This is a genomic window from Streptomyces laculatispora, assembly GCF_017353455.1.
GTDB lineage: Bacteria > Actinomycetota > Actinomycetes > Streptomycetales > Streptomycetaceae > Streptomyces > Streptomyces laculatispora.
The window spans coordinates 1-17,585 of sequence record NZ_JAFMPZ010000545.1; the positions used below are offsets into that span (position 1 = coordinate 1).

Genomic DNA, 17,585 nt, shown 5'->3' on the forward strand with positions numbered 1-17,585 from the left:
CGAGTACCCGCTGCGTCCGGCGCGGGATTCCGGCTCCACCGGCACCGTGCCGGTGGAGCCGGACGCAGCGGGTACTCGTCCACCTGCATCGTGTCCAGCGCGTGCGGCGCCGGCTTCGGCGGCTTCGGCATCACCGCGGCCTCCGAATGCCCGCCGCAGCCGTACGACAGGGACACCACGTGCCCGTCCGCCGGACCGAACTCGTTCGCGCACACCCCGAAGGCCTGCTTCAGCGACCCCGCCAGCGGCACCAGGAAGGCGCAGGACACGCAGGTGGCCGGAGCCGCCTGGGCCATCGGCGTCTTCGCGCCGAACCCCTCGTCCCAGCGGTCGGCCGCCACGTGCAGCCCGTACCGCGACAGCACCCGCGCACGCCGCATCCCGAGCTCGTCCGCGACCGCCGCGATCGAACCGCGGCGCGGCGGCTCCGGGCGCGTCGTCAGCTCCGCGTCCTCCGCCTCGACGAGGTCGGCCAGCTCACGGGAGACCGGGGAGTTGGGCGGCGGCTCGTCGTCGCCGGTGTAACCGGGCTCCAGACGCAGATCGTCCGCCTCGGTGGGCAGCAGATCGCCCGGCCCCATGTCGCCCGGCCGCAGCCGCTCGCTCCACGGCACCCACTCCGGCGCGAGCAGCGCGTCGCCGCCGGGCAGCAGCACCGTTTCGTCCAGCGTGACGTTCTTCGCCCGGGAGGCCCTGGCGACCGTCACCGCCCAGCGCCAGCCCCGGTAGGCGGGGTCCCGGCACTCGAAGTAGTGCGTGACTACCCGGTCCCCCTCGGGGACCACGTCCACATGCTCGCCCACGACCCCTGGCGCGGCTGCCTCCTCGGCCGCCGCGCGGGCGAGGTCTACGGCCTCGGCGCACAAACGGTCGGGAACAGGGGTACGGGCCGTACGGCTTCTCGTCGTCGCAGCACTCACAGGTCTCGCTTCTCTCCTACGCCAGTCTCACGAGCGCGCCAGCACATCCATCGATTTCGGCCATTCGGTTGCGGGCGGAGCGGACCTGGGGGCCGCGTCGACGTCCACACCCGTTGTGCCTGCCTCGGGCGCACCTTCTGCTACCCATTCTGCGGGATCGCCGAGAGGCGCGCGGCCAAGAACAACCGCCGGTGGCGCGCTACGCACGCTACCCTCTCCGCCGCTTCCCGCCCACCTGCCCGTCCCAAACGACGCCGTATCCGGTGCCGTGTCCCCTGTAAAGAGCGCGCCCCGGCCATCGGGATTCACCGGCCCGCACCCGCTGCGACCTGGCCGATCGCTGACCCGACAGGGCGGTAGGCACCGCGCACCGCGCCTGTCCCGGTTCGCGACGACTGGTCCTGGGGCAGTATGGCCAAGTGGCTTCTGCCAGGTCGCACGACGGATCCGGTTCGCTCCGCAGGACGAGCCGGTCGATCGGTCATGCCCTCCAGTCCCCGTTCACCGGGACCGCCCGGGGCATCCGGAAGGCGACGCACGCCCACGGAGCCGGTGAGTCGGGTCTCGGCAAGCTGATCGAGCTGCACGCGGTGAACGGCGCGGGCGACGTGATGATCACGATCGCGCTGGCGTCCACGGTGTTCTTCTCCGTACCGACGGACCAGGCCCGCGGCCGGGTCGCGCTGTACCTCGCCGTCACGATGGCGCCGTTCATCCTCCTCGCCCCGGTCATCGGCCCGCTCCTGGACCATCTGCCGCACGGCCGCCGCGCCGCGATGGCGGCCTCCATGCTGGCCCGTGCGCTGCTGGCGCTCACCATGTCGGGCGCGGTCGCCACCGGCGGCCTGGAGCTGTATCCGGCGGCCCTGGGCGTCCTGGTCTGCTCGAAGGCGTACGGGGTGGTGCGCAGCGCCGTCGTACCGCGGCTGCTGCCACCCCGGTTCTCGCTGGTGAAGGCGAACTCACGGGTCACCCTCGCCGGTCTCCTGGCCACCGGTGCGGCTGCTCCGATCGGGGCGGGGCTCCAGACGATCGGCCCGCCGTGGCCGCTCTACGGCGCGACCGCGATCTTCGTCGGCGGTGCGATCCTCGCATTCACCCTGCCGCCCAAGGTGGACTCGGCGAAGGGCGAGCGCAAGGCACACCTCGTGCACCCGCACGACGAGGGCGCCGCCCGGCCCGACCCGCTCCGCAAGCCCGCCGCGCCCGGGACCGGCAGGAGGACCCGGTCCAGGGAGAAGAGCGGCGAGAAGCGGCCGGGGCTGCGTTCGGTCGGCCCGTCCGTCCTGCACGGGCTCCAGGCCAACGCCGCGCACCGCGCCCTCTCCGGCTTCCTGATCTTCTTCCTGGCGTTCCTGCTGCGCGAGCAGCCGCTCTCCGGCCAGAGCGCCGCGATCTCGCTCGGCATCGTCGGCGTGGCGGCCGGGGCGGGCAACGCGCTGGGCACGGCGGTCGGCTCCTGGCTCAGGGCCCGCGGGCCGGAAGTCATCGTCGCGTCGGTGCTGGGCCTGGCGCTCGGCGTCGCCGTGCTGGCCGCGGCCTTCTTCAGCACGGTCATGGTCGCCGCGCTCGCGGCCATGGCGGGCTTCACCCAGGCCCTGTCGAAGCTGTCGCTGGACGCGATGATCCAGCGCGATGTGCCGGAGGAGGTGCGCACCTCCGCGTTCGCCCGCTCCGAGACGCTGCTCCAGATGGCGTGGGTGGCCGGCGGCGCGATCGGGATCTCCCTCCCCCTCAACGGCGTACTGGGCATGGCGGTCGCCGCGGGCATCCTCACGCTCGGTGCGGCGGCCTCCGTACGGGGGCTGCTGGGCGCCGCGCGGCGCGGCTCGCCGCACCCCCGCGTGGCATGAGCCGGGGCGACCGATAGCCTTCGGCCCATGACCGTTGCGTTCTTCTCCGGTAAGGGCCGTCGAATCGGCGTCGCTCTTGGTGCCGTGTCCGCGGGACTCCTTGTCCTCTCCGCCTGCGACAAGCCGACGCCGCTCGCCACCGTGACGGTCGGCGACAACTCGGTGAACACCGAGGCGTCCTGCTACAACGATGGCAAGGCCCTCAAGGAATCCGAGGTCAAGAGCTGCCTCAACAAGAAGGCGGAGAAGACCGTCAAGGTCGCGATGGACGACAAGGTCCACTTCGGTGTCGACCCCGAGGTCGCGGACCACGGCTGGACCCTCTTCATCAACGGCCAGCAGGCCGAGCAGGAGCCGTACAAGAAGACCTACCGGTCGATCCCGGGCAGCGCCTTCTTCTCCAGCCAGACCGGCGAGACCACGAACGAGACGCAGATCAGCATCGTGGAGACCAAGGGCAAGGAACTGCTGGGCATCTGGCACTTCGAGCTCAAGAAGACCGACTGATCCCCTCCTGACCCCGGAGGCTCCTCCCGTGCGTGTGCTCGTCGTGACCGCTGTCCCGGTGGAACGGGACGCGGTCACGCGTGCGTTCGGGGACGGCTCCGAGGTGTCGGTGCGCCGGGTGCCGGGCGCCGAGATCCACCGCACGGGCCCCTTCGACGTCCTCGCGGGCGGCGCGGGACCGGCCGCCGCCGCGGCCGCCGCCGCGTTCGGCCTGGTCTCGGACCGCTACGACCTGGTGATCTCGGCGGGCATCGGCGGCGGCTTCGCCGGTGTCGCCCCGGTCGGCTCCCTGGTCGTGGCCGGCCGCATCGCCGCCGCCGACCTGGGCGCGGAGACCCCCGCGGGCTTCGTCCCCGTCACCGACCTGGGCTTCGGCCGCGACCGGCACCACCCGCCCCGCTCCCTGGTACGCGCGGTGGCCGCCGCGACCGGTGCGGTGACCGGCGACATCCTCACCGTCTCCACCGTGACCGGCAGCGCCGAGCGCGCCGCCGCCCTCCTCGCCGCGCACCCCGGCGCCGCCGCCGAGGCCATGGAGGGGTTCGGGGTCGCGGAGGCGGCCGTCCTGAGCGGCGTGCCCGTCCTGGAGATCAGGGCCGTCTCGAACGCCGTCGGCCCCCGCGACCGCGACGCCTGGCGCATCGGCGACGCGCTGGCCGCGCTCACCGACGCGTTCGGGAAGCTCACACCCGTACTGGAAGGCTGGACGACCCACCATGACCGAGACAACTCCTGACCCGCTGCGGATCGCCTTCTCGCCGTGCCCGAACGACACGTTCGTCTTCGACGCCTGGGCGCACGGCAGGGTCCCCGGCGCGCCCGCCCTCGATGTCACCTTCGCGGACATCGACATCACCAACGGCATGGCCGAGCGCGGTGAGCTGGACGTCCTGAAGGTCTCGTACGCGGTGCTTCCCTGGGTCCTTCAGGAGTACGCGCTGCTGCCGTGCGGCGGGGCGCTGGGGCGGGGCTGCGGGCCGCTGGTCCTCACCCGGGAGCCGGGCACGGACCTGACGGGCAGGACCGTCGCCGTACCGAGCGAGCGCTCCACCGCGTACCTGCTGTTCCGGCTGTGGGCCGCGGAGGTGGTGCCGGGCGGCGTCGGCGAGATCGTCGTCATGCCGTTCGACGAGATCATGCCGGCGGTGCGGGACGGCAAGGTGGACGCCGGACTCGTCATCCACGAGGCGCGTTTCACCTACCAGAACTACGGTCTGCACAATCTGGCCGACATGGGCCGCCACTGGGAGAACACGACCGGCCTCCCGATCCCGCTCGGCGCGATCATCGCGAAGCGCTCGCTGGGCGCGGACACCCTGAAGCTGCTGGCCGAGTCGGTGCGCACGTCGGTACGGATGGCGTGGGACGACCCGCAGGCCTCGCGGCCGTACGTGCTGAAGCACGCGCAGGAGATGGACCCCTCCGTCGCCGACCAGCACATCGGCCTGTACGTGAACGAGTTCACCGCCGACCTCGGCGAGGACGGCTACGCGGCGATCCGCGGCCTGCTGACCCGCGCCGCGGCCGAGGGGCTGGTACCGCCCCTCGGACCGGACGCGCTGTCCTGTTACTGAGTACGGGTCCTACACGTCGAGCTGGTCCGCGACCGCGCGCAGCAGGCCCGCGATCTTGGCGCCCGCCGCCTTGTCGGGGTAGCGGCCGCGCTCCAGCAGCGGCGTGATGTTCTCCAGCACGGTCGTCAGATCCTGCACGATCGACGCCAGTTCGTCCGGTTTGCGGCGCTGGGCGGCCGCGACGGACGGGGTGGGGTCGAGGATCGCCACGGAAAGCGCCTGGTCACCGCGTTGTCCGGCGACCACGCCGAATTCGACGCGCTGGCCGGGCTTGAGTGCGTCGACTCCGGTAGGGAGCACCGACGAGTGCACGAAGACGTCGCTGCCGTCGTCGCGGGAGAGAAAGCCGAAGCCCTTCTCGCTGTTGAACCACTTGACCTTGCCAGTCGGCAAAGCACGCACCCCATCTCAACCCGTATGCCGGAACAAAGCCTCAGCAGGTCAGGCCGTCCAGTGGTCGTGCTCCCCTGCTGGCAGAAGCCTCCACAGGTGAAGTACCCCTCGTCAAGCCTGGTCATCCGGACTCTGTCCGGAAACGGCACTTGCCGCGTCCACCGGCCGCCCCGGGGTGGTTCGCCGCCGTCGGGAACTACCCTGGCAGCGTGAGTACTACATCTTCTGGCGCAGGTGACCGGCTGGTCCGGATCGGCGCGATCGTCTTCTTCGTCGGCGCCCTGTGCACCCTGGCCACCATGGCGCCCCTCTTCCTTGGCACCCACCCGCTGCCGTCGATCGCCTGGGCACTGTGCATGCTGATGGGCGTCGGCTTCCTGATCGCCGCGGCGGGCGTCGTCCGGTCGGCGCGGGCGGGTGCGCCGAAGCAGTAGGGCCGGGGATACGTCTCTGTCACGCCGCTGCGCGCTCGGCCCAGCACACCTTTGGCCTGAACACGTTGCATCTGCAACGCATCCCCTGATAGAGATGAAGATCCTGTTGTCGGGTCGGCGCGTCGCGCCGTCCGCAGCTGAGGAAACGTAACAGCCAGGGGATGCACGGGGGTTGGCATGACGGGGTGGGACATCAAGCCGGACGGCGTTCGCGGGGTCCTGGGCAGGACCGCCGAGGCCGGCGGTGAGTTCGAGGCGGAGTTCACCTCGTACAGCAACGGCCTGGTGGGCGCCGCGACGTCTGCGGGCACGATGGTGCTGGGCGGGACCGAGATCCCCCAGGGGGGCGCGTTCGGTCCGGTGGCTCAGGCGTTGCAGGAGTTCCAGCAAGGCACGGAGAACGACGTGAAGTTCCTTCCTGTCCGGACGGGGAAGTCCATCACCGGGGCGCGGTTGGCCACCGAGGAGTACCTCAAGGGTGACCTGGAGATGGCGAAGAACAAGCAGGACGAGTACTCCAAGGCGCCGACTCCGGAAGAGATGAAGGGCCCCAAGAAGTGATCGATCTGGGGAAGATACCGACCTTCACCGGCAGTCTGGAGACTTTGGAGACGCATGCGGCTTCACTGAAGACGACTGCCTCCAACATCCGTGGTACGGGCAAGGATGTGCACACCGCTTTTCAGGCGCTGGATGCGGTCTATGACGCTCCCGAGCAGGAGGAGTTGCTCAATTCGACGATTCCGGTGCGGGACAAGGCGGATGAGTTCGCGAAGAAGTTGGAGTCGGTCAGTGGTGCGCTGACGGGTTTCGCGTCGACTGCCCGTCCGCTGGTGAACAGGATGAACCAGCTCCGCGCGGACGCGGCGAAGTTCGTCGCGGACAACAAGGACGACGACGACTGGCAGCAGGACCAGCACAAGATCGACGAGAATTCGCGTCTTGTCCATGAGGTCGGTACGACGTGGGTGGCGTTCCAGGGCGCCGAGCGTGACGCGGCCAACCAGATCACCGCACTGGTGGGTGGTACGCATTTCGTCGTTGATGACGGTTCGCACAAGGCCGGTATGTACGGCTTCAAGGAAAGCGACGTCAAGGATTCCAAGGAGACACCTTGGGGGACGGTCGACAAGCGTGAGTACACGGGTCTGCGGGCTGCGTGGGGGTGGACGAAGGACAATGTCGGCGGTGCGCTGAAGGGGTTCTTCGTCGACGGTGTCTGGGGCACGATCAAGGGCCTGGGCAGCATGGTCAACGTCTTCGACTGGGACGACTTCAAGAAGACGTGGTCGAGCATCGGTGATGTCTTCGGCGGTGTCAGCGCCTACCGGAGAATTCGACGGGCCACCCTTCCGGCTCGGCGGGCCATCCTTCCGGCTCGACGGCGCACCCGGCCGACGGCTCCCACCCCGCCGGTGGAGGTGGCGGCACGCACAACCCGCCGTCCACGGGCGGCCACGCCACGGACCACCCGACCGGTGGCGGTTCGGGCAGCGGTGCGGGTTCGCACCCGCCGTCGGGCGGCGGCGGGTCCCACACACCGGGCGGTGGCAGCGGTGGTTCACACACGCCCACCGGGGGCGGCGGTCACGGCGACACCCCTGGTACGGGTGCCGACGGCCACCCGGAGAAGCACCCGTCCGGCGGAGAGACGCCGGCGCACGGGGAAACCGGAACATCGGACACTCCGGGCGAGACGGGTACGACGCCCGGCGATCGCGCGAACGAGCCGTTACCGGCGTTGACGGCGGAGGAGAAGGCGGCGCACTGGGGCCACCTCGACGAAGTCGAAAAGCGGACTCCAGAGGATTTCGATCACCTCAAGCACGACCCGGATCACAAGAATCAAATCGATAATCAATCGATCGATGAAGCCAGGGTCGGCCTCGACCTCCGGGAGAATGGACGTCTTCCGGATGACATTCGCCGACCAGAGTTGGCCGACAAGGGTGAGTTCTATTCCGAGACCACCGGTGAGTACTACGACATCAAGGGCGTTCACTCCGACTATCCGCCATTCAATAATGTGCGCGACAAGTCCCAGCCGTTCAAGGGTGCGTACGACCCGGCCAATAATGAGGCGTGGGTCAATAAGCAGCTGGCCAAGCAGATCGAAAAGCGCGGACGTATAGTCATTATTGACGTTAGGAACGCAAATCAAGCAGCAATCGACAGCGTCAAGGCTGCTGTTGAAAGTCATGGTTGGGGAGATCGTGTCATCTGGTATCCGTAAGAACTGGAAGCCGACTGCGCTCCCGGCTGATCCGGAAGCCACACGGCAACTGCAGGAATGGCTCGCCTCTGAGGAATACGATCTCAATGGCATGGCGCGCGACTTCCGGGGCGCCGACCTGTCGGGCGGGGACTTCTCGAATGCGTGGTTCACCGACGCGGTCCTGGTGGGCGTGCGACTTGTCGACGCGTCCTTCTACCGGGCCGACCTGCAGTCGGCGGATCTGACCGGAGCGGATCTGACCGGAGCGGATCTCGTCAGGGCGAACCTGGACGAGGCCGTGCTCCGTTCGGCGCGGCTCGACGGGGCGGACATGGTCCGGGCCTCGCTGTGCGATGTCGACGCGTCGGGAGCGAGCTTCCGCGGAACGAGGTTCCTCGGTGCTTCGCTGGTCGACACCGATATGAGGGGGGCGGACCTGACCGACGCTGTCCTCGACGAGAACATCTTCGAGATCAAAGTCGACGACTCCACAGTGGTGCGTGGCCTGACAGGCACCGTTTTCGGTCCGATCACCGTCTTCAGCGGCGCATCGTCGCGAGAGATGGCCGACACGGAACTCGAGGCGTGGATCGCAGAGCGGGGCGGACAGGTACAGGTGATTCCGCCGTACCGCGCGCCGCAGTAGGGCCATGACCTCGCCGGGAAGGTGCTGGTGGGGGCCGGAAAGCACCGGTGAGACCACCTGGTACGCGGGTTCGTCACTCGCATCAAGACGACAACGACCACACGTGACCAGGGGGAACACCGCATGACCAAGGACGTGATCGCGCTCACCGAGCGCATGCCGGACGCCCTGAGCATCCTGGCGGGCCTGCTGGCGGGCGGCCCGGACCTGCGGGTCGAGACCACCGGCGAGGGCGCCGTGGTCCAGCTGTGCGACGCCGAGGGCCGGCCGCTCGTCTCGATCGAGGTGCCGCTGATGCTCCAGGTGCCGGGCGAGGCGGCCCGGCTGCTGGGTCCCGGCGCCGAGCCGTCCGGCGACGGCCCGGCGTGGTGGGTCGAGGCCCGCGCCGCCGTGGGCGTCCCCCGGGCCGAGCAGCTCGCGGGTGCCTTCGCGGCCCGTCTGACCATGCTTCTGGGCGGCCGGGTCTGGCCGCCGGACGCCCCAGGCACCGTCGGGGCGGCCCGCCCGGTCGATGTCTCGGGCGTTACTGCCGTACCGGTCCCCGCCGCAGCCCAGCCGGCCGTCGACATGCTCACCGACAAGGCCGCCGTCGTCCTCCAGGACCGGCCCGCCGTCCCCATGACGAGCTGGCTCTCCGAGGCCCTGCGGGCCACCGTGGAGAGCGACCGGTCCCTGCAGATCGTCACCCCGCCGCACTGCCGCCTCTCCCTGCCCACCCGGCTGCTGCTGCAGTCCACACCCTCCCGCTGGGTGGTGCAGGACGAACGGTGCGGCTACTACGACGGGCTGACCGGCGCGGTACTGCGCTGGCAGGACGACGCCTTCTCCCCGGACCGGGACGAGAACGGCGAGACCTCGGTGGCGGACGCCTTCACGGACGTCCAACCCACCGACGAGCGTCAGCTCATCGTTTCCTTCCGCACCCTGCACCGTCCCACGGCGGACCTCGTCCTCGGCGGCGCGCTGGAAGCCGCCTGGCAGGCGCTGACCGGCGGCCCGCCGGCCGGCTGGGGGACGTCGGAGCCAGCCGGCCTGACCTGGTCACGGCGACAGCTGACCGAGCTGGCGTACGAACGCGCCCCACGGCCCACCTGGACAGTGGTCGTCGGCACCCCGGGCCGGCCCGCCGTCGCCACCCTGCGCGTGATCCGCACCCCGGACGGTGTGGAGGAGGACATCACCCTCACCGTGGGCCACGGCCCCGGCGAGAAACCGGCCCTGCAGGCACTGCCGGAGCTGGCCGACGAACTGGTGACCCGGCACGGACTGCAAACCATGCTGTGCCAACTGCGCGAGGCACGCCGGGACCTGAACGCCCCACCCCGCTACGAACACCCGCCGCTCCCCTGCGCCTTCGTGCTGGGCCCCGCGGAGGTCCGGGAAGCAGGGCGCGACACCGCGAGCAGGACGCCGCTCAAGGAACGCCCGGTACGACTGGGCCCGAGCGCCCGGCCGGGCTTCTACTACCCGCTCGGCGACGGCGAGACCGCCGAGAGCTGGACCTCCCTCGAACAGCTCCTGCGTCATCTGCGCGGGGCGCCACCCGCCTGATGCTCCGACCGCACGGGCCGGCCGGGTGGGGCAGGCCGTGCCCTTGAGGGGCCCGACCCAGCGGATGCCCTTCTCACCGCGGATGCGGGGCCACTCGCGGCGTTGAGCGGGCGACACCATCCACCTACCAGGTTGGCCAAGCCTGGGTTCGAGCAGATCATTTCGGACGACTCCTTCGGACCGGCCGAGTACGAGCGGCTGACCGACATCAGGAGTGGCTCACCGATGATGGCTACAGCCTTTTCGGCGTCGAGCACGACTTCCGAGGCGCTGATCTCTCAGGCGGTGACTTCACGCACGCGTGGTTCATCCAGGCGGTCCTGGCGGACGTGAGCCTCGCAGGAGCGATCTTCTACCGCGCCGACCTTCGGGAGGCGGATCTGACCAGGGCGGATCTCACCGATGCCGACCTCGTCAGGGCGAACGTGAACGAGGCCGTGCTCCGTTCGGCGCGGCTCGACGGTGCCGACATGGTCAAGGCTTCGCTGTACGGGGTCGACGCATCGGGAGCGAGCTTCCGCGGAACGCGGATCATGGGGGCCTCGCTCCTCCATGTCGACATGAGGGGAGCGGACCTGACCGACGCAGTCCTGTTCCAGAACTCCTTCAAGATCAAAGTCGACAACTCCACGGTCGTACGTGGCCTGACAGGCACCGTTTTCGGTCCGATCACCGTCTTCAGCGGCGCATCGTCCCGAGAGCTGGCCGGCTCGGAACTCGAGGCGTGGATCGGTGCGCGAGGCGGGCAAGTGAGAGTGATGCCTTCGCATCGCCCATCGGAGTAGGGCCCGGCACGACCCGTTGGCCGGACTCCATGACTGAGGGATCCCCCTGGTCACGGTCCAGCCAACGAACGGGAACGCGCCCCGCGATCCCGCAGCCGCCGAACCCCTACGCCACGTACGTCGCCAGCCAGGCCGGGAACTCCGTCAGTGACGACAGGATCACGTCCGCCCCCGCCGACCGGAGTTCCTCCGCGTCGCACGGACCCGTCGTCACGCCCACCGACAGCGCGCCCGCGGCCCGCGCGCCGCGTACGTCGCCGGTGTGGTCGCCCACGTACACGCCCGCCCCGTGCTCCCGCAGCGCCTCCGCCTTCGCCTCGGCCCACAGGCCGCCCACGAGCACATCGGGCTCGATGCCCAGGTGGGTCAGGTGCAGCTTCGCGTTCGGCTCGTGCTTGGCGGTGACGACCATCGTCCGGCCGCCCAGCTCGCGGATCGCGTCGAGGGACTCACGCGCGCCGGGCAGGGCGAACGTCGGAGCGATCCCGTACGCGGGGTATATCTCGCGGTAGCGGTCGGCCACCGCGGCCACCTCCGCCGCCGGGAACCAGTTCGCCAGTTCGTCCTCCGGCGGCGGGCCCAGCCGGCTCACCACCAGGTCGGCGTCGATCACCGCCCCCGTCTCGGCGGAAAGCGCCAGGTAGGCGGCCTTGATGCCGGGCCGGGAGTCGATGAGCGTCATGTCCAGGTCGAAGCCGACCGTCAGTGCGTGCGAAGCCATGACCGCCATTGTGCCGAGCGGGTGCGGGACTCCGCACACCCCCGGACGGGCCCAGGGAGCCGGTGCTTAGACTTAGCCAAGCCTTACTTTGCTTCGCTTTTCGATGGGGTCCGATGCCAGCCGCCGCACCACGCCGCTCCAGACGCGCTCTCCTGACGGCGGCGGCCGTCGCGGCGCTGCTGCTCGCCGTACTGCTCAGCCTCGCCGTGGGGGCGCGCTCCATCGCCCCGTCCGCCGTCCTGGACGCCCTGCTGCACGGCGGGAACTCCGACGCCGCCGAGGTCATCCGGAACATGCGGGTGCCCCGCACCCTGATCGGGCTGATGGTCGGCGCCGCCCTCGCCCTCGCGGGCACGGTGCTCCAGGGCATCACCCGTAACCCCATCGCCGACCCGGGCATCCTCGGCATCAGCCAGGGCGCCTCGGTCGGGGTGGTGCTGGCCATCGCGTACGCGGGCATCCACACGCTCACCGGGTACGTCTGGTTCGCATTCGCGGGGGCGGCGATCGCCTCCGTCGCGGTGTACGCCATCGCCTCCAGCGGACGCGGCGGCGCCACCCCGGTGAAACTCGCGCTCGGCGGCGCCGCGATCAACGCGCTGCTGGTGTCGGTGACCATGGCCGTACTGACGACGAAGGCGTCCGCGCTGGACGAGTTCCGGTTCTGGCAGGTCGGCTCGATCGCCGGCCGCGAGGCCCAGGTCGCCCAGCAGATCTGGCCGTTCCTGCTGGTGGGGACGGTCCTCGTGCTCTCGGTCGCCCGCGGGCTCGACGCGCTTGCGCTCGGCGAGGACATGGCCAAGGGGCTCGGGCAGAAGATCGCCACAGTACGGATCGTCGGCGGAGTCGGCGCCACCGTGCTCACCGGCGTCGGTGTCGCGGCGGCCGGGCCGATCGCGTTCATCGGCCTCGCCGTCCCGCACATCGCCCGCGGAGTCGTCGGCAGCGACCACCGCTGGGTGCTCCCGATGGCCGCTCTGATCGGACCCGTGATGCTGCTCGTCTCCGATGTGATCGGCCGGATCCTCTTCCCGCCGAGCGAGATCCCGGCCGGTGTGATGACGGCGCTGATCGGGGTGCCGTTCCTGGTCACGCTGGTACGCCGGAAGGCGGTGCCCGCGTGAGCGCCACCACGGCCGCGGTGCGGCCCGCCGGGTACAGCGTCATACGGGTCGGGGCGCGCGGGCGGTTCCTGCTGCACCGCCGGGCCGCGGTCGCCGCCGCCGCGCTCGTCGTGCTGCTGGCCGTCGTCTGCGTCGCGTACCTGTGCGTCGGCGAGAGCTTCGTCGCGCCCGGCGAGGTCCTGAAGGTGGTCCTGGGCCGGCCCTCCGCCGACGAACTCGTCGTCGGCACGCTGCGGCTGCCGCGCATGGTCGTCGGGCTGCTCGTCGGCCTCGCCTTCGGGATCGCCGGCGCGCTGATCCAGACCGTGGCCCGCAACCCGCTCGCCAGCCCGGACATCATCGGCATCAGCCAGGGCGCGAGCGCGCTCACGGTCGGCGCGATGACGTTCGGCATCACCTCGTACACCGTCCTGCCGTACCTGTCGGTGATCGGCGGGGTCGCGGCCGCCGCACTCGTCTACGCCTTCGCCTGGCGCGGCGGGCTGCACGCCACCCGCTTCGTCCTGATCGGCATCGGCTTCGCCATCGCGCTGCGCTCGGTCACCACCCTGTTCCTGACCAAGGGCGACTACCTCGTCGCCCAGCAGGCGCAGATCTGGATGACCGGCTCGCTCAACGGCCGCGGCTACGACGAGGCCGCGCCCATCGGCTGGACGCTGCTGGTCCTGCTGCCCGCCGTCCTGTGGGCCGCCCGCGCCCAGCGCACCGTGACCATGGACGACGACACGGCGACCGCGCTCGGGGTCCGGCTGGGCCGGGTACGGCTGGGGCTCGTCGCCCTCGGCGTGATCCTGGCGTCGGTGGCGACGGGGACGGCCGGGCCGGTCGACTTCGTCGCCCTGCTCGCCCCGCAGATCGCCCGCCGGATGACCCGGACCGCGCAGATCCCGCTGCTCTGTTCGGCGCTGCTCGGCGCGGTGATCGTCGTCTTCGCGGATCTGCTGGCCCGCAGACTCTTCTCCCCCACCGAACTGCCGGTGGGCGTCCTGACGGCGGCGGTCGGCGCCCCGTATCTGATCTGGCTGATCATCCGCGGTCACGGTGGCCGCAGGGGAGGCAACGCATGACCGAGACCCGGCAGCAGGACGCCGTGACCAGCCGGCTGACGGTGCGCGAGCTGACTCTCGCGTACGAGGACCGGACCGTCGTCCACGAGCTGGACCTGGCCGTGCCCGACGGCCGGGTGACGGTCATCGTCGGGCCGAACGCCTGCGGCAAGTCGACGACGCTGCGGGCGCTGGGCCGGCTCCTCAAGCCGCGCGGCGGAGCGGTGCTGCTGGACGGCACCGAGCTGTCGAGAATCCCCACGAAGAAGATCGCCCAGTCGATCGGGCTGCTTCCGCAGACCCCGGTGGCCCCCGAGGCGATCACCGTCTCCGACCTCGTCGCCCGCGGCCGCCAGCCCCACCAGCACTGGTGGCAGCAGTGGTCGCAGGAGGACGAGCGGGCGGTGACGGACGCCATGGAGCGCACCGACATCACCGCACTCGGCTCCCGCTCGGTGGACGAGCTCTCCGGCGGGCAGCGCCAGCGGGTGTGGATCGCGATGGCGCTCGCCCAGGAGACCGATCTGCTGCTGCTCGACGAGCCGACCACGTACCTCGACATCGCCCACCAGGTGGAGGTCCTCGACCTGGTGCGCCGGCTCGCCGCCCCGGCGGCCGACGGCACCCGCGGCCGGACCGTGGTGACGGTGCTCCACGACCTCAACCAGGCCGCCCGGTACGCCGATCACCTGGTCGCCATGAAGGCGGGCCGGATCGTCGCCGAGGGCCGTCCCGGGGACGTCGTCACCGCCGGACTCGTCCGTGAGGTCTTCGGCCTGGAGGCGGTGATCGTCCCGGACCCGGTGACGGGTTCGCCGCTCGTCGTGCCGGGGGCGCCCTGGCAGCCCGCGTACGCCTCCTGAACCCGAATCCGCACACCCCCTACGAAAGGCAGCCCATGGCCACCTCCGTCCGCCGCCGTGGCCTCACCCTCGGCGCGCTCGCCCTGACCGGTGCACTCGCACTCTCCGCCTGCGGCTCCTCCGGCTCCGGCGCCAGGAGCGACGGCTCCTCGTCGGCCGGTACGACGCACACCATGAAGACGGTGATGGGTGACGTGAAGGTCCCCGCGCACCCGAAGCGGGTCGTGGTCCTGGACACCGGTGAGCTGGACTCCGCGCTCACCCTCGGCGTGCGGCCCGTCGGCGGGACACACTCCGCGACCGAGGACGGCTTCCCCGCCTATCTGCCGGCGGACAGGACGAAGGACATCAAGGAGGTCGGTGAGATCGCCAACCCCAGCATGGAGACCGTCGCCTCCCTGAAGCCGGACCTGATCCTCACCAGCAAGGTCCGCGACGGCGAACGCTACGAGCAGCTCAGCGCGATCGCCCCGACCGTGATGACGGAGTCCACCGGATCGGCCTGGAAGGAGAACTTCCAGGTCCACGCGGAGGCGCTCGGCAAGCAGGCCGAGGCGAAGAAGGTCATCGCCTCGTACGACGCCCATGTCGCGAAGGTGACCGCGGCGATCGGCGGCAAGAAGAAGGCGGCGGCCACCGACGTCAACTTCGTACGCTTCGTCGAGGGCGCGGACATCCGCATCTACGGCAAGCAGAACTACATCGGCTCGATCCTCGCCGACCTCGGCATGGGCCGCCCCGCCATCACGGACAAGGCCAAGGACGGCTTCTCCTACGACGTGTCGCCCGAGAAGATCGACCTCGCGGACGCGGACGCCGTCTTCACCTCGACGTACGGCGACCCGGACAAGGCGGGCACGACCCGGACGATGAGGAGCGGGCTGTGGAAGGGGCTGAAGGCCTCCAAGGACGGCAAGGTCTTCAAGGTCGACGACCGGCTGTGGATCGCGGGCATCGGCTACACCGCCGCGGACCGCATCCTCGACGAGTTCCAGACGAAGATGACCGGCTGACAAGGCGTCACGGACAGCACCCGGCCCGGCTCGTCAGGGCCGGGCAGCCCTTGGCGGCCGGGCTGTCGCAGCCCGGCCGTCACGCCCGCCTTCGCGCCCGCCACACCAGGTAGAGCGCGGAGGCCACGGCCGCACCCCGGACCACCCACGGCCAGGTCTGGCCGATCGCCGGGGCCATCTGCCCGTCCCCGATGGGCGTGCCCCACCGGCCGTCCATCCGGCCCCACAGCCAGACGAGGGCGCCCGCCGCGACCATCCCGGGCAGCCCCATCGCCACCCATTTCGCCTCCGCGCGGGACAGCTTGCGGGAGCTGTACGCGATCAGCCAGCCGCCCGCCAGGGCCAGCAGGGAGCCCATCACCGCTCCGGTCACCAGCAGTGCGGCGGCGAGCAGCAGCAGGGGGTGCGAGAAGCCGCGGGGCGCCCCGCCCTCGCCGCCCCGGGCGCGGCGCAGCCTGGGCAGCCACCGCCGTCGCGGAGCCGCCGGCTCCTCGTACTCCTCCTCGCCGTCCTCGCCCTCCTCCCACTCCTCCTCCGGCTCCCCGGACTCCTCGTCCTCGGCCGCCCCCGGCGGCCGCAGCACCGCCGGGATCTCCACCCCGCCGCGGAACCCCGCCACCGCGGTTCCCTCGCCGAACTCGCCGAACGGGCCCGGTTCGACGCGCCACCAGTCCGTCTCGCTCCCGGACGGACCCAGTTCGTCCGTGCCGGCGCGGTGCGGCGCGGCCGGCCCGCCCCCGGCCGGCACCCCGGGGGACGCCCCGGACGCCTGCGCAGGCGACTCCGACGCGCCCTTGCCCGAACTGTCTTTCCGGCCGTCCCCGCGGCTGTCCTTGCGGCCGTCCTTGCGGAGCTTCGGCCTGCGTGGCCGGGGGACGCCGGGCGCCTTCGCGGGGCGCGGCTCCGGCTCCGGCGCCTGCGGCAGCGGCACCGATCCGTCGGCCGACGAGGCCGCCGCCGCGACCAGTTCGTCGGGGGCGCCGAGCTTCCCTATGATGCGGCGCACCGCCGCAGGCGTGTCCGCGGCCTGCTTCACGCGCTGCCGGTCGATCTCGCCCCGCAGCGCCGACACGAGCCTCATCCGGGTGCCCGAGGACAGCTGTTGCTGCTGTGCCATGTCCCCGACCCGGCTCAGGTAGTCGTAGACCAGCTGATCGCTCTCGATCCCCACGCGATGGTTCCCCTCTACCGCCCTGCAACGACGGTAGCGCCCTCGGGCCCGTCCGGAGCGACTACCGTGGGACGGATGGGGATGACCACACCACCGCGGACGCTGGCCGAGGCTCTGCGCGCCCGGGACGACGAGTCGTTGGCCGGGCTGCTGCGCGCCCGGCCCGACCTGCTCAACCCTGTGCCGGGCGACATCACCCAGCTCGCGACGCGGGCCGGCACCCGTGCCTCCGTCGTCCGCGCCCTGGAACACCTCGACCGGTTCGCCCTGCAGACCGCCGAAGCACTCGCGGTCGCGCCCGATCCCGCGCCGTACGACACCCTGCTCGGCCTGCTCACCGGCGACGGCCGGGACGACGGCGAGCATCACGGTGACGCGGGCGCCGCCATCGTGGACGCGCTGCCCGGGGCCCTCACCACCCTGCGCGAACAGGCCCTCGTCTGGGGGGAGGACGAACGGCTGCACCTGGTGCGCACCGCCCGCGAACTCCTCGCGCCGTCACCGCAGCACCCCTCCCCCACCGGCCTCGGCCCGACCGTCGCGGAGGCCACCGCCGGCATGTCGCCGGGCCGGCTCCAGGAGATCCTCACCGCGGCCGGGCTGCCCGCCACCTACGACCCGGTCTCCGCGGTGACCGCCCTGGCCGGGCTCTTCACCGACCGGGCCCGGATGGGCGAACTCCTGGACACCGCCCCCGTGGAGGCGCTGTCGGTGCTGGACCGGCTGGTCTGGGGCCCGCCGTACGGCGAGGTGACCCCGAATCCCACCC

At 71.1% G+C, this 17,585-nt stretch carries 17 protein-coding genes and 3 pseudogenes; 16 read left to right on the forward strand and 4 right to left on the reverse strand.

Going from position 1 to position 17,585, the window contains the following annotated elements:
* A pseudogene (locus J1C73_RS28840) lies at positions 1–920 on the reverse strand (DUF3027 domain-containing protein); the annotation flags it as partial.
* Between the two features lie 419 nt (positions 921–1,339).
* Between J1C73_RS28840 and J1C73_RS28845 the strand changes: the two are divergent.
* The 4 genes from J1C73_RS28845 to J1C73_RS28860 are packed head-to-tail and all read left to right on the forward strand — an operon-like array spanning position 1,340 to position 4,854.
* Complete coding sequence (locus J1C73_RS28845; RefSeq protein WP_207318947.1) at positions 1,340–2,773, forward strand: MFS transporter; 1,434 nt, start codon at positions 1,340–1,342, stop codon at positions 2,771–2,773.
* Between the two features lie 27 nt (positions 2,774–2,800).
* Positions 2,801–3,280: a DUF2771 domain-containing protein gene (locus J1C73_RS28850; RefSeq protein ID WP_124284689.1), complete on the forward strand. Its 480-nt coding sequence runs from the start codon at positions 2,801–2,803 to the stop codon at positions 3,278–3,280.
* A 28-nt stretch (positions 3,281–3,308) separates the two neighbouring features.
* Positions 3,309–4,016 carry a futalosine hydrolase gene (locus J1C73_RS28855; RefSeq protein WP_207318948.1) on the forward strand — a complete coding sequence of 236 codons (708 nt, stop codon included), beginning with the start codon at positions 3,309–3,311 and terminating at the stop codon, positions 4,014–4,016.
* Complete coding sequence (locus J1C73_RS28860) at positions 3,997–4,854, forward strand: 1,4-dihydroxy-6-naphtoate synthase (RefSeq protein ID WP_207318949.1); 858 nt, start codon at positions 3,997–3,999, stop codon at positions 4,852–4,854. The genes J1C73_RS28855 and J1C73_RS28860 overlap by 20 nt, the downstream gene beginning before the upstream one ends.
* 9 nt (positions 4,855–4,863) lie before the next feature.
* Here the strand turns inward: J1C73_RS28860 and J1C73_RS35555 are convergent, their stop codons facing one another.
* Complete coding sequence (locus J1C73_RS35555; RefSeq protein WP_123460814.1) at positions 4,864–5,247, reverse strand: cold-shock protein; 384 nt, start codon at positions 5,245–5,247, stop codon at positions 4,864–4,866.
* Positions 5,248–5,456: 209 nt separating this feature from the next.
* Here J1C73_RS35555 and J1C73_RS28870 point away from each other — a divergent pair, with 209 nt between their 5' ends.
* The 7 genes and pseudogenes from J1C73_RS28870 to J1C73_RS35560 form a co-directional block, all read left to right on the forward strand.
* Positions 5,457–5,681, forward strand: coding sequence for a hypothetical protein (locus tag J1C73_RS28870; RefSeq protein WP_145764877.1), 225 nt, complete (start codon positions 5,457–5,459; stop codon positions 5,679–5,681).
* Positions 5,682–5,858: 177 nt separating this feature from the next.
* The gene (locus tag J1C73_RS28875; RefSeq protein ID WP_207318950.1) at positions 5,859–6,242 is read left to right on the forward strand and encodes a DUF6507 family protein; all 384 of its coding nucleotides are present in this window, start codon (positions 5,859–5,861) and stop codon (positions 6,240–6,242) included.
* Positions 6,239–7,426 carry a hypothetical protein gene (locus tag J1C73_RS28880; RefSeq protein WP_242644853.1) on the forward strand — a complete coding sequence of 396 codons (1,188 nt, stop codon included), beginning with the start codon at positions 6,239–6,241 and terminating at the stop codon, positions 7,424–7,426. The genes J1C73_RS28875 and J1C73_RS28880 overlap by 4 nt, the downstream gene beginning before the upstream one ends.
* Entirely contained in the window at positions 7,423–7,914 is a 492-nt protein-coding gene (locus J1C73_RS28885; protein WP_207318957.1) for a Rossmann-fold NAD(P)-binding domain-containing protein, read from the forward strand. Before J1C73_RS28880 ends, J1C73_RS28885 begins: the two co-directional genes overlap by 4 nt.
* On the forward strand, positions 7,895–8,542 hold the full coding sequence (locus tag J1C73_RS28890; RefSeq protein WP_307797822.1) for a pentapeptide repeat-containing protein: 648 nt from the start codon (positions 7,895–7,897) through the stop codon (positions 8,540–8,542). The genes J1C73_RS28885 and J1C73_RS28890 overlap by 20 nt, the downstream gene beginning before the upstream one ends.
* Before the next feature lie 123 nt (positions 8,543–8,665).
* Positions 8,666–10,093, forward strand: a complete 1,428-nt coding sequence (locus J1C73_RS28895) for a DUF6177 family protein (RefSeq protein WP_207318952.1) — start codon at positions 8,666–8,668, stop codon at positions 10,091–10,093.
* Between the two features lie 260 nt (positions 10,094–10,353).
* Positions 10,354–10,878 (forward strand): annotated as a pseudogene (locus tag J1C73_RS35560) (pentapeptide repeat-containing protein); the annotation flags it as partial.
* 106 nt (positions 10,879–10,984) lie between these two features.
* Here the strand turns inward: J1C73_RS35560 and J1C73_RS28905 are convergent.
* Entirely contained in the window at positions 10,985–11,599 is a 615-nt protein-coding gene (locus J1C73_RS28905) for an HAD family hydrolase (RefSeq protein ID WP_372446747.1), read from the reverse strand.
* A gap of 113 nt (positions 11,600–11,712) precedes the next feature.
* Here J1C73_RS28905 and J1C73_RS28910 point away from each other — a divergent pair, with 113 nt between their 5' ends.
* From J1C73_RS28910 to J1C73_RS28925, 4 genes are read left to right on the forward strand one after another with little or no spacing between them, the layout of a single operon-like run.
* Positions 11,713–12,723: a FecCD family ABC transporter permease gene (locus J1C73_RS28910; protein WP_123460811.1), complete on the forward strand. Its 1,011-nt coding sequence runs from the start codon at positions 11,713–11,715 to the stop codon at positions 12,721–12,723.
* Positions 12,720–13,790 carry a FecCD family ABC transporter permease gene (locus J1C73_RS28915; protein WP_124284687.1) on the forward strand — a complete coding sequence of 357 codons (1,071 nt, stop codon included), beginning with the start codon at positions 12,720–12,722 and terminating at the stop codon, positions 13,788–13,790. Before J1C73_RS28910 ends, J1C73_RS28915 begins: the two co-directional genes overlap by 4 nt.
* Positions 13,787–14,632 carry an ABC transporter ATP-binding protein gene (locus tag J1C73_RS28920; protein ID WP_207318954.1) on the forward strand — a complete coding sequence of 282 codons (846 nt, stop codon included), beginning with the start codon at positions 13,787–13,789 and terminating at the stop codon, positions 14,630–14,632. Before J1C73_RS28915 ends, J1C73_RS28920 begins: the two co-directional genes overlap by 4 nt.
* Positions 14,633–14,667: 35 nt before the next feature.
* On the forward strand, positions 14,668–15,645 hold the full coding sequence (locus J1C73_RS28925; RefSeq protein WP_207318955.1) for an ABC transporter substrate-binding protein: 978 nt from the start codon (positions 14,668–14,670) through the stop codon (positions 15,643–15,645).
* Positions 15,646–15,724: 79 nt separating this feature from the next.
* On the opposite strand, the gene J1C73_RS28930 is transcribed toward J1C73_RS28925, so the two are convergent.
* On the reverse strand, positions 15,725–16,816 hold the full coding sequence (locus J1C73_RS28930) for a hypothetical protein (RefSeq protein ID WP_207318956.1): 1,092 nt from the start codon (positions 16,814–16,816) through the stop codon (positions 15,725–15,727).
* A gap of 75 nt (positions 16,817–16,891) precedes the next feature.
* On the opposite strand from J1C73_RS28930, the pseudogene J1C73_RS28935 reads away from it, so the two are divergent.
* Positions 16,892–17,585, forward strand: a pseudogene (locus J1C73_RS28935) (DNA-binding protein); the annotation flags it as partial.